Annotated in this window: 11 protein-coding genes and 1 riboswitch; of the genes, 5 read left to right on the top strand and 6 right to left on the bottom strand. The window is 66.4% G+C overall.

Features of this window, described 5'->3' with window-relative positions; translation table 11 throughout:
• The 4 genes from IAE34_RS05325 to IAE34_RS05310 form a co-directional block, all read right to left on the bottom strand.
• Window positions 1-969: a metal ABC transporter ATPase gene (locus tag IAE34_RS05325; protein WP_200137818.1), complete on the bottom strand. Its 969-nt coding sequence runs from the start codon at window positions 967-969 to the stop codon at window positions 1-3.
• A 37-nt stretch (window positions 970-1,006) separates the two neighbouring features.
• Window positions 1,007-1,819: an aldo/keto reductase gene (locus tag IAE34_RS05320; RefSeq protein ID WP_200137817.1), complete on the bottom strand. Its 813-nt coding sequence runs from the start codon at window positions 1,817-1,819 to the stop codon at window positions 1,007-1,009.
• A complete protein-coding gene (locus IAE34_RS05315) occupies window positions 1,816-2,991 on the bottom strand; it encodes an NAD(P)/FAD-dependent oxidoreductase (protein ID WP_200137816.1) in 1,176 nt (391 codons plus the stop codon). The genes IAE34_RS05320 and IAE34_RS05315 overlap by 4 nt, the downstream gene beginning before the upstream one ends.
• Before the next feature lie 66 nt (window positions 2,992-3,057).
• Window positions 3,058-3,390: a DMT family transporter gene (locus IAE34_RS05310; protein WP_200137815.1), complete on the bottom strand. Its 333-nt coding sequence runs from the start codon at window positions 3,388-3,390 to the stop codon at window positions 3,058-3,060.
• 87 nt (window positions 3,391-3,477) lie between these two features.
• Between IAE34_RS05310 and IAE34_RS05305 the strand changes: the two genes are divergently transcribed.
• On the top strand, window positions 3,478-4,368 hold the full coding sequence (locus IAE34_RS05305; RefSeq protein ID WP_200137814.1) for a LysR family transcriptional regulator: 891 nt from the start codon (window positions 3,478-3,480) through the stop codon (window positions 4,366-4,368).
• A 44-nt stretch (window positions 4,369-4,412) separates the two neighbouring features.
• The gene (gene waaA, locus IAE34_RS05300; RefSeq protein WP_200137813.1) at window positions 4,413-5,699 is read left to right on the top strand and encodes a lipid IV(A) 3-deoxy-D-manno-octulosonic acid transferase; all 1,287 of its coding nucleotides are present in this window, start codon (window positions 4,413-4,415) and stop codon (window positions 5,697-5,699) included.
• 69 nt (window positions 5,700-5,768) lie between these two features.
• Here waaA and IAE34_RS05295 read toward each other — a convergent pair whose 3' ends face one another.
• Window positions 5,769-7,205, bottom strand: a complete 1,437-nt coding sequence (locus IAE34_RS05295) for a TolC family outer membrane protein (RefSeq protein WP_200137812.1) — start codon at window positions 7,203-7,205, stop codon at window positions 5,769-5,771.
• 162 nt (window positions 7,206-7,367) lie between these two features.
• Window positions 7,368-7,475: riboswitch (TPP riboswitch) on the top strand.
• A gap of 159 nt (window positions 7,476-7,634) precedes the next feature.
• Here IAE34_RS05295 and thiC point away from each other — a divergent pair.
• Window positions 7,635-9,515 (top strand): phosphomethylpyrimidine synthase ThiC, encoded by a 1,881-nt coding sequence (thiC, locus tag IAE34_RS05290; RefSeq protein ID WP_200137811.1) that lies wholly within the window; start codon window positions 7,635-7,637, stop codon window positions 9,513-9,515.
• A gap of 42 nt (window positions 9,516-9,557) precedes the next feature.
• Here the strand turns inward: thiC and IAE34_RS05285 are convergent, their stop codons facing one another.
• Window positions 9,558-10,304 carry an RsiV family protein gene (locus IAE34_RS05285; protein ID WP_200137810.1) on the bottom strand — a complete coding sequence of 249 codons (747 nt, stop codon included), beginning with the start codon at window positions 10,302-10,304 and terminating at the stop codon, window positions 9,558-9,560.
• Window positions 10,305-10,476: 172 nt separating this feature from the next.
• On the opposite strand from IAE34_RS05285, the gene IAE34_RS05280 reads away from it, so the two are divergent.
• Complete coding sequence (locus IAE34_RS05280) at window positions 10,477-11,094, top strand: NUDIX domain-containing protein (protein ID WP_200137809.1); 618 nt, start codon at window positions 10,477-10,479, stop codon at window positions 11,092-11,094.
• A complete protein-coding gene (locus IAE34_RS05275) occupies window positions 11,085-11,537 on the top strand; it encodes a DUF1249 domain-containing protein (protein ID WP_200137808.1) in 453 nt (150 codons plus the stop codon). The genes IAE34_RS05280 and IAE34_RS05275 overlap by 10 nt, the downstream gene beginning before the upstream one ends.
• The last annotated feature ends 38 nt before the right edge of the window (window positions 11,538-11,575 follow it).

Below are 11,575 nucleotides of genomic sequence, written 5' to 3'. Positions count from 1 at the left end.
TCACTTGTGCAGCGAGGTCCGCGCGCGGCGCAGCAACGCCCGGGCCTTGTCGCTGAAACGCTGCAGGTGAGAGGGTTTGGGCTGTTTGGTCTGCACCAGGCCCTGCTGACGCAGCCAGTCCTTCCAGCGTATGCGCTCCTCGCGCACCACCCAGCCATCCTGGCGCGCGAAGCTCTCGGCCAGATACAGCCCGCGCGTGCTGGCCGGCACCAGTTGATCTTTCTTCAGGGTGTAGAGCTCGGCCACGGGCTGGCCGTCCACGAGGGGCATCAGGTACAGGTCGGGTCGCTTGCGATTGAGCCGAGCGACCAGTTGATCGTCTTCCAGCCGCTCATCCACGTGGAACAGGCTCAACGCCTTGGCCTCGCGGGGCACTTGCAGGTGCAGGTCGTAGATCAGTTGCAGCGAAGCGGTCGGCAGATGCACGTAGGCCCTGGGCCGCTCGAGCAGCGCCTGGTTGGCACAGAACACCGGTCGAGCCGCGCCCGAAGCTGGACGAAGGGTGAACGGCGGGGTCTCGCGGTAGTGCAGCGCGGCCGAGTAGGGCGTCGGTAGCCAGGTCTCGTTGAAGCGCCCGCCCAGCCAACCCTCGGAGGTTTCCAGCAGGCATTCCTCGGCGACTTCCTGAATGGCGGTGTGCAGCGGCAGGTTCAGTTCCTGGGCGGGCACGTAGCCGGAAATCAGCTTGAGCACCACGTCGCCCCGGTCCTGGCGGCGCTGGCGAACCAGTACCCAATAGTCGCGGTTCTGCCAGGTGAGGGTCAGGCGTACCGAGACCCCGAGGTTGGCCAGTTCGATGGCGAAGCGTTCAGGGTCCTGCACCTGCACGGCCTTGCGTCGCTGCAAGGTCTGGGCGAAGTTCTGCGGCGTGCCGAGGCTCTGGTAGCTCAGGCGCTCCGATGTGGCCTCGACGTGCAACGGCAAGGTCTTGAAGGTGCTCGGGTTCTTGCGGATCAACGTGCGCGCCACGAAGCGACTCCTTGCGTATGAGCGCCGCGTGGGCAGCTCAGGCCTGGCCCAGGATACGGGCGACGGTGGCCACGTTGTGGGCCAGATGCAGCGGATTGATGGTGCCGACAATAGCACTGCTGACCCCAGGGTGGGCGAACAGCAGCTCGAAGCTGGCCTGCACCGGATCGACGCCCGGCGACAGGCACGCGTGCCCGCTGGCCAGGGCCTTTTTCACCAGAATGGCCTTGCCGTGTTCGGCAGCGTAGTCCAGCACCGGTCGCTCCGCCTGTTCGGCGAGGTTGTAGGTGACCATGGCGCAGTCGCCCTGCTGCAAGGCTTTCAGGCCACCGGCGGCAGTCTTGCCGGAAAATCCGTAGCCGAGGATCTTGCCCTCCTGCTTGAGCGCGGCGAGGGTCTGGTAGACCTCCTGCTGATCGAGGATGGCCAGGTCGTTGCCGTCCGAATGCACCAGCATCAGGTCGATGCGGTCGGTTTCCAGGCGCCGCAGGCTGCGCTCGACCGAGCGGCGGGTGTGAGCGGCGCTGAAGTCGAACTGCGAGTGGCCGTCGTCGAACTCTTCGCCCACCTTGCTGACGATCACCCAGTGCTCGCGCTGACCGCGCAGCAGCGGGCCGAGACGCTCCTCGCTGCGCCCGTAGGCGGGCGCGGTGTCGATCAGGTTGAGGCCCAGTTCGCGGGCCTGGGCCAGCAGCAGGCGAGCGTCGTCGTCGCCGGGAATGGTGAAGCCGGTCGGGTACTTGACCCCTTGGTCGCGACCGAGCTTGACCGTGCCCAGCCCCAGCGGCGAAACCTTCAGGCCGGTGCTGCCCAGCGGGCGATGATGGTCGTGGAGCGTTGGCAGGCTCATGGCAGCAGGTGCTCCCAGGCTGGAACGCCCAGTGGCGGGCGCGGCAGGTTGGCAAGGTCGGGGTGGGCAGCGGGGCGGATGGCGTCCCTGTCCAGCGCCGCCAGCACCCGATCGGCGAAATCCGGTGCCAGCGCCAGCTTGGTCGGCCAGCCCACCAGAAGACGTCCCTGTTCGCTCAGGAAGGCGTTGTCCGGACGCACCAGGCCGGACTGCGCCGGCTCGGCGCGATCGACCCGCAGCGTGGCCCAGTGGATCTGCTGCTGGTCGACCCAGGGCAGCAGGCTGGCGATTTCCCGTTGCGCCGCCGCGATCTGCGCGGCGGGCTCGCGCGCCACGCCCTCGGCCTCGGCCAGATCGCCGCCCAGGTACCACACCCACTGGCCATCGGCGGCCGGGTGGCTGGTCACGGTGATGCGCGGCTTGGGACCGCCGCCCAGGCAGTGGGCGTACAGCGGCTTGAGGTTGGGGCCCTTGGCCAGCACCATGTGCAGTGGCCGACGCTGCTGGACGGGCTGCTCCAGCCCGAGGTCGCGCAGCAGGTCCTCGGTGCCGCCTCCGGCACTGAGCACGATGCGCTGCGCGCGAATCTCACGCCCGTCTACCGTCAGCCCGACCAGGTTCTGGCCCTCGAGCAGGGGGACGATGCGTTGGCCGGCCAGCAGGCTGTCGCCGGCCAGCTCGGCGAGGTTGGCGAGCAGGCTGGGTACGTCGATGACCAGTTCGGCCAGGCGGTAGACCTTGCCCTTGAAGGCGCGATCCTGCAAGGCGGGTGGCAGTTGCTCGCCCTTGACTTGGTCGACCCGCCCACGCACGGCCTTGCTGGCGAAGAAGCTGGTGAGGTTGCCGGCCAGGGTGCCCGGCGACCAGAGGTAATGGGCATCGGAAAGCAAGCGGGTATGGTGCAGGTCCAGCTCGCCGCTGCCGTCCAGGGCCTCGCGCCAGCGTCGCGGCATGTCGGCGATGGCTTCGGAGGCGCCGCTCAGGGCGCCGTGCAGGGCGTACTTGGTGCCACCGTGGATGATGCCCTGGGACTTGAGCGTCTGCTCGCCGCCAAGGCTGGCGCGCTCCACCAAGATCGTCGAATACCCCAGGCGCCGCAACCGGGCATTGAGCCAGAGGCCTGCGACGCCGGCGCCGACGATCAGCACGTCAGTGGAAATGGCAGATGGCATGCGTGAACCTCGTAGACCGGAACGATTGTCCAGTATACAGGTGTGCCAGGGCGCAGGTCCTGCGCCTCAGTGTGCCGCAGTCTGGGAAAACAGCTGGATGACCACCACACCGCCAACGATCATGGCCATCCCGAGCATGGCCGGCAGGTCGAGCTTCTGCCCGTAGATCACCAGCGCCGCGATACTGACCAGGACGATGCCCATGCCTGACCAGATCGCGTAGGCAATGCCCACCGGGATGCTGCGCACCACCAGGGTCAGCATCCAGAAGGCGATGGCATAGCCGCCGATCATCAGCAACAAGGGCAAGGGGGTACTCAGTCCCTTCACCGCTTTCATCGAAGAGGTGGCGACCACTTCGCCGCAGATGGCGATTGCGAGATAGATGTAGGCGTTCATGTGCGACTCCCTGGGATGAAGGCTCGACATTCTAGGTAAAGCGCAGATGCGGTAAAGTCATTGCCCATCTATTTCGGAGATAGGTCGATGCGCGATCAGTGGAACCTCGAGCAGCTGAGGACGTTCGTCCGGGTCGCCGAACTGCGCTCGTTTTCCGCCGTAGCCCGCGCGCAGCGCAAGGCGCAGTCGGCGATCAGCACCTCGATCGCGCTGCTGGAGGCGGACCTGGGGCTGCCCTTGTTCGAGCGCCGCAGCGGTCGCCCTCCGACGCTCACCGAGGCTGGGGAAGTGTTACTGGAAGATGCCAGGGAGCTGTTGCGTGAGTGCGAGCGATTCGACAGCCGCGCGCTGGCGCTGATGCGTGGCCAGGAGGCGTTGCTGCGGGTCGCCCAGGACGAAGCCATGCCCTACCAGCCGGTGCTCGACAGCATGGAGGATCTGGCCAATCGCTTTCCCTACCTGCAGGTCCAGGCCGCCAGCGGTGCCCAGGGCGACGTCGCGCGCAAACTGGTGCACAGGCGCGCCGACCTCGGGCTGTTCTTCCACCATGAAAGCATTCCGGCGTCGCTGGAGCGCCGTACATTGGGCAGTGTCGAGATGGTCACCGTGTGCGCGGTCGACCATCCCCTGGCCCGGCAGGGACGCGTGTCATTGCGTCAACTGGCCCGCCACCGCCAGTTGCTGATTTCCCCCGGAGACAGCGACTATCCCGGTGGCCAGGCGGTGAGTCCGCAACTGTGGCGGGCCGACAGCTTCTACGCCATGGCCGAGCTGCTGATGCGCGGGCTGGGCTGGGCCTGGCTGCCGCGGCACGTGGTGCAGTACCCCGCCTACCAGTCGATGATGGTGGAGCTCGACAGCGAATGGCGTCCGCCCGCGCTGGTGGCGGAACTGGCCTGGCGGCGGGACGAACCGCTGGGCCCGGCCGGGCAGTGGCTGGCCGAGCGCTTCGCCGTGCACTTGCGGGCGATCGGTTAGGCTCGCCAGGTGTTTTGCCCAGGATCCGGGTAAACTGCGCCGCCATGAACAGAACACTCTATACCCTGCTGTTTCACCTGGGCCTGCCGCTGATCGCGCTGCGCCTGTTCCTGCGCGGGCGCAAGGCCCCGGCCTATCGCCAGCGCATCGCCGAGCGCCTGGCCTTTGGGCTGCCGCCCATGCGCCAGGGTGGGCTGTGGGTGCACGCGGTGTCGGTGGGTGAAAGCATCGCCGCTGCGCCGCTGGTCAGGGCCTTGCTGCAGGCCTATCCGGACCTGCCGATCACCCTGACCTGCATGACCCCGACCGGTTCGGAGCGCATCCGCGCCCTGTTCGCCGACGAGCCCCGGGTGCAGCACTGCTACCTGCCGTATGACCTGCCCTGGGCGGCCGGGCGCTTCCTCGACCATGTGCGCCCGCGCCTTGGCATCATCATGGAAACCGAGCTGTGGCCCAACCATATCCATCAGTGCGCCCGCCGCGGCATTCCCGTGGCCCTGGCCAATGCCCGGCTGTCGGCGCGCTCGGCGCGCGGCTATGCACGCTTCGCCAGGCTCACCCGACCGATGCTGGAGGCGATGAGCCTGATCGCCGTACAGACCGAGACCGAAGCCGAGCGTTTCCGCAGCCTGGGCGCGCGACCGACGTGCGTGCAGGTGACCGGCTCGATCAAGTTCGACCTCAAGATCGACTCTGCGCTGCTGCCCCATGCCCGGCAGTTGCGCCAGCAATGGGGCGCCTGCGGGCGGCCGGTGTGGATCGCCGCCAGCACCCATGAGGGCGAGGACGGCTTGATCCTGGAGGCCCACCAGCGTCTGTTGCAGGTGCATGGCGATGCCTTGCTGATCCTGGTGCCACGTCATCCCGAGCGCTTCGAGGCCGTGCACACACTGTGCTGCGAGCGCTTCGCCACGGTCCGTCGCTCCACCGGCGCGGCGGTGCAGGGCGCTACCCAGGTGCTGCTCGGCGACACCATGGGCGAATTGCTGTTCCTCTATGCCCTGGCCGATATCGCCTTCATCGGCGGCAGCCTGGTGCCCACCGGCGGGCACAATCCGCTGGAGCCGGCTGCACTGGGCCTGCCGCTGATCATGGGGCCGCACGTGTTCAATTTCCTCGAGATCAGCGCCCTGCTGCGCGAGGCCGGAGCCTTGCAGCAGGTGGACGACGCCGAGGGGCTGGCGGGCGCGGTGCGCCGACTGGTGGAGTTGCCGCAGGACGGCAGGCGCATGGGCGAGGCGGGCAGGGCGGTGATGCAGGCCAACCAGGGCGCCCTGGGGCGCTTGCTGGAGGCGCTGGCCAGGCTGATGGGCCTGCCCGTTCGGGGCTGAGCCAGCGCCTGGCCGATCACCCGCCCCTTGCGGCGCGGCGACGCACTTGCAAAGACACCCTCACCAACTTCAACGCTTGCGCTCGAAGTTCTTCGCCGCCGCCGCCGCCAGGTCCGGTGGCAGGAAATCCTTGTCCGGGTTGTAGTCGGCCTTGAGGTAGCGCCCCAGGTCCTGTAGATCCTGCGGGCTGAGGTTGCCGGCGGCCTGCTTCAAACGCAGGTTGTCGAGGATGTAGTCGTAGCGACTGTTGTTGTAGTCGCGGACCGAGGCGTACAGCTGGCGCTGGGCATCGAGCACGTCGACGATGTTGCGCGTGCCGACCTGGTAGCCGATCTCGGTGGCTTGCAGGGCGCTCTGGTTGGACACGATCGACTGCTTGCGCGCCTGCACCTGCTCCACGTCGGTATTGACCGCTCGGTGCAGGTTGCGGGTGTTTTCCACCACCTGGCGGCGCAGGCTCTCGCGCTGCTGCTCGCTCTGGTTCAACCGGGCATACGCCTCGCGCACCTGCGAACTGGTCAGGCCGCCGCTGTACAGCGGGATGTTCAGCTGCAGGCCGACGGTGGTCTGCTCGACGTCGCCGGCATAGCGCACCCCAGGCAGTGGCGAGGGGTTGCTGAAGCCGAGATTGTCGTTGTCGCCCTTCTGGTAGCGGGCCACGGCGTCGAGGGTGGGCGCGTGGCCTGCCTTGCGCTGGCGCAGGGTCTGCTCGGCGGCATCGACGGCGTAGTTGGTGGCCAGCAGGTTGAGATTCTGCCGCGCGGCGGTCTCCACCCAGGCCTTGGCGTCGTTGGGGATGGGCACCTGAACCGGCAATGTATGGACGACGCCCTGCAGCGAGCCGTACTCGCGGTTGGTCAGGGTCACCAGCGCCTGGAAGGCGTCCTGCACCTGGCGCTCGGCCAGGATGCGATTTGCGCGGGCGGTGTCGTAGCCGGCCTGGGATTGCAGCACGTCGGTCTTGTCCGACAGGCCGACATCGAAGCGCTCGTTGGACTGGTCCAACTGGCGCTTGAACGCCGCCTCTTCGGCCTTGGTCGAGGCCAGGTTGTCCTGGGCGCGCAGCACCGCGAAGTAACTCTCGGCACTTTGCAGGATCAGGTTCTGCTCGGTGGCCGACAGCTCCAGGGCGGCTTGTTCGTTGACAGCTTCGGCCGCCTGCAACTGGAACCAGCGGTCGGCGCGGAAGATCGGTTGCGACAGGCTGGCACTCCAGGCGGTGCCACTGCGGTTGGAGGTCATCGACGGCTCGTCGAGCTTGGTGCGGGTGTTCATCGTCTCGGCCCCGGCCGAAAGATTCGGCAGCAGGCCAGCCCGTGCCTGCGGCACCACTTCGCGACGCGCGCCGTAGTCGGCACGCGCGGCGGCCAGATCGGCGTTGTTGCTCACCGCTTCCTGGTAGACGCTCACCAGGTCGGTCTTCACCGTCGTGGGCACATCCGCCGCCCAGGCCGCGCCGTGGGATGCACAGGACACGGCGAGGGCCAGCGAAAGTTTGCGCAGCATAGGGGCAATCCTTGTACGAAATATAATTTCTGAACTGTTGAGTATCGCGCGAGGCGCCAGTGTAGTGCCGCACGCAGCCGGCAACAATGCGCGCCCTTCGCCTTTCGTCCCCGGGCCGGGTAACTCGCTTGGCTTTGCAGACCAGACCAGTCTAGACTGCGCAAGTTCTTGTCGGGGTGCCTTGAATCGAAGGCTGAGATCGGAGAGTGTCCGGATCCCGTTGAACCTGATCAGGTTAGCGCCTGCGTAGGGAACAAGATTGCTCGCCTTCCCGGGGAGCCTCTTGTGCCAGGTCCGGGATCGTCGACGCTGTTCATGCAGCCAGGCGCCCCCGTCATCCGGCACTGCACTCCAGCCAGGGGTGCGTCCACGCTTTTCAGGTTCTGCCCCGACATTTCGCCCGCTAGCGTGCTGTCTGGAGAGCCTGAGATGAGTAAACAAGAAAAAACGTTCAACCTGAGCGAGTCGGCCAAGGTCGACCAGCAGTCCGTGCAACCCCTGCCCAATTCGCGCAAGGTCTACGTCCAGGGCTCGCGCCCGGACATTCGCGTGCCCATGCGCGAGATCAGCCTGCACGATACCCCGACCGACTTCGGCGGCGAGGCCAATGCGCCGGTGCTGGTCTACGACACCTCCGGCCCCTACACCGATCCCGACGTCATCATCGATGTGCGCAAGGGCCTGGCCGATGTGCGCTCGAGCTGGATCGACGCCCGTGGCGACACCGAGCGCCTGCAGGGCCTGAGCTCGAACTTCGGCCAGCAGCGCCTGAACGACGCCGAACTGGGCAAGCTGCGCTTCGCCCACGTGCGCAACCCGCGTCGAGCCAAGGCCGGTGCCAACGTCACGCAGATGCACTACGCGCGCCAGGGCATCGTCACCGCTGAAATGGAATACGTGGCCATCCGCGAGAACCTGAAGTTGCAGGAAGCCCGCGCCGCCGGCCTGCTCGACCAGCAGCATGCCGGCCACAGCTTCGGCGCCAGTATTCCGAGCCAGATCACCGCCGAATTCGTGCGCGAGGAAATCGCCCGCGGTCGTGCGATCATCCCCGCCAACATCAACCACACCGAGCTGGAACCGATGATCATCGGCCGCAACTTCCTGGTGAAGATCAACGGCAACATCGGCAACAGCGCCCTGGGTTCCTCCATCGAGGAAGAAGTGGCCAAGCTCACCTGGGGTATCCGCTGGGGCTCGGACACGGTCATGGACCTGTCCACCGGCAAGCACATCCACGAGACCCGCGAATGGATCATCCGCAACTCGCCGGTACCGATCGGCACCGTGCCGATCTACCAGGCCCTGGAAAAGGTTGGTGGCGTGGCCGAGGACCTCACCTGGGAGCTGTTCCGCGACACCCTGATCGAGCAGGCCGAGCAGGGCGTGGACTATTTCACCATCCACGCCGGTGTGTTGCTGCGCTACGTGCCGCTGACCGCCAAGCGCGTCACCGGTATCGTCAGTCGTGGCGGCTCGATCATGGCCAAGTGGTGCCTGGCGCACCACCAGGAGAACTTCCTGTACACGCACTTCGACGAGATCTGCGAAATCATGAAGGCCTACGACGTCAGCTTCTCGCTGGGTGACGGGCTGCGTCCCGGCTCGATCGCCGATGCCAACGACGCCGCCCAGTTCGGCGAGCTGGAAACCCTCGGCGAGTTGACCAAGATCGCCTGGAAGCACGACGTGCAGTGCATGATCGAAGGCCCGGGCCACGTGCCCATGCAACTGATCAAGGAGAACATGGACAAGCAGCTCGAATGCTGCGACGAGGCGCCATTCTACACCCTCGGCCCGCTGACCACCGACATCGCGCCAGGCTACGACCACATCACCTCGGGCATCGGCGCGGCGATGATCGGCTGGTTCGGTTGCGCCATGCTCTGCTATGTCACGCCCAAGGAGCACCTGGGCTTGCCGAACAAGGACGACGTCAAGACCGGCATCATCACCTACAAGATCGCCGCCCACGCCGCCGACCTGGCCAAAGGCCACCCCGGTGCGCAGATCCGCGACAACGCCTTGTCCAAGGCGCGCTTCGAATTCCGCTGGCAGGACCAGTTCAACCTGGGCCTGGACCCGGACACCGCGCGCGCCTTCCATGACGAGACGCTGCCCAAAGAGTCGGCCAAGGTCGCGCACTTCTGCTCGATGTGCGGGCCGAAGTTCTGCTCGATGAAGATCACCCAGGAGGTGCGCGAGTACGCGGCGAAGATCGAGACGGTCGACGTCACCGCCGAGCAGGGCATGCGCGAGCAGGCCGAGCGCTTCCGTCAGGAAGGCAGCCAGCTGTACCACAAGGTGTGACGGCGACAGGAGCGGGTGCGCCCGCTCCTTCGGGTGGATGGCTCAGCCGCGACCGGGGAACAGCTCCGGTCGGATCACGCCGTTCAGGCGCGGGTAGGGGATTTTCAGTTCGACGTGGCCCATGGAGTAAGGCGCAATGCTGGAAACTTCGTATTTCACCACCACCGCGCCATAGGTCAGGGCGATGTGCGGCGACTTCCTGAACGGCCAGGTCTTGACGAACTCGGCGTCCTTGTCCACCCCGGTGCTGATCTGCCAGGCGCGGTGCGACTCCTCGACGGTCTTCCAGAACGTCTCTTCCTGGCCGGGCAGGAGCATGTCCTGCAGGGTCAGGACCTTGTCCAGCTTGCGCGAGTAGTTGATGAACGCGCGCCCCGGCATGCCGTGGGCGCCGCCGCTGTCCAGGTAGCTGGACAGCTCGACGATCACCAGCCCGTCATGCTGCTCGCGTACCTTGGCCTGCAGGTAGCTGCTGTTGCGCGCCGGGGCGCTGGCCAGGTATTGCTGTTCGTACTGCTGCAGGGTGCTCGGGGTGGCGACGCGCTGGTTGTCCTCGGTCAGTTGCAGCAGACGCCGTTCGACCAGCGCATCGAGCTTGGGCAACGTCGGGAAGTGCACGGTGTCGATATTCACCAGAGGGCAGTCGCGTTCGCTGCAACCTGGCTTGACGTGTTCCCAGGCTTCACGCTTGACCTCGACCGGCGCGCGGTAATTGGGCGCGAACAGGCTCTGGCAGGCGCCGAGGGTCATCGCCAGCAGGGCGACGGCGGTCAGTTTGACGAGCGTCATTGGAGTCCTTGCACAACGGGATTGATCGGTCTTGGACCGTCGGCACGGCCTTCGGTTCGCCACTAAGCTAACAGAGTCGGCCCGACCTGTCCCGGTCGCCGGAAGGGGGTGAAAGGTGACGACACGCAGAGTAGGATGGCGCGACGCAGTAGTCGATGTAGCGAGGAATTTCATGTCAGACACCTTGAATTCGGTGCCCCGTGCGGTCGAGATCGTCGAGCGCGTCAATTGCTTCCAGGGCTTCTACAAGCTCGACAAGGTGCGCCTGCGCCACGAGCTGTTCGAAGGCGGCATGGGCCGCGAAATCAGCCGCGAGCTGTTCGTGCGCCACGATGCGGTGTGCGTGCTGCCCTACGATCCACGTCGGGACGAAGTGGTGCTGATCGAGCAGTTCCGCGTCGGCGCCCTGGGCAAGACCGACAACCCCTGGCTGACCGAACTGGTGGCCGGCCTGATCGACAAGGACGAGCAGCCCGAGGAAGTGGCCCACCGCGAAGCCGACGAGGAAGCGGGGCTGACGTTCTCGGCGCTGTGGCCGATGACGCGCTATTTCCCCTCGCCGGGCGGCAGCGACGAATACGTCCACCTGTTCCTGGGCCATTGCAGCAGCGAGGGCGCCGGTGGCGTGCATGGCCTGGAGACCGAGGGCGAGGACATTCGCGTGCGCGTCTGGCCCTTCGACGATGCCTTGCAGGCCGTGCGTGACGGGCGCATCGCCAATGCGGCGAGCATCATCGCGTTGCAGTGGCTGGCGCTGAACCGTGACGAAGTCCGGGGGATGTGGAAGTGAACCTGTTGCGTGAACGCTATCGGGTCGATCTGGCCGGGCTCCAGGCCGCCTGCGAGGCCAACTATGCCCGCCTGATGCGCCTGCTGCCGGACATGCGTGACACCCAGAGTTCACGTCGCATCGGCATGACCCAGGGCGACCAGATGATCGGCGTGCTGGTGCTGGAAGTGGTGCTGGCCTGCCCCTACACCACCACCCTGCGCGTGCGTCAGGAGCACAGTTTGCCGTGGCTGCCGGTGCCGCAGCTCGAAGTGCAGGTGTATCACGACGCGCGCATGGCCGAAGTGATCAGCGCCGAGCACGCCCGCCGCCTGCGCAGCATCTACCCGTATCCCAATGCCGACATGCACCAGCCTGACGAAAAGGCCCAGCTCAACCTGTTCCTTGGCGAGTGGCTGAGCCACTGCCTGGCCTGCGGTCACGAGTACGAAACCGTGCGCTGAAATGTGACGCGCTCGGGCTTTGCTGTGTTTGCGCCGTG

The sequence above is a fragment of the Pseudomonas sp. S30 genome (genome assembly GCF_016518545.1).
Lineage (GTDB): Bacteria > Pseudomonadota > Gammaproteobacteria > Pseudomonadales > Pseudomonadaceae > Aquipseudomonas.
Note: the sequence above shows the minus strand (reverse complement) of the source record. Positions and strands in the feature narration are given on the sequence as shown.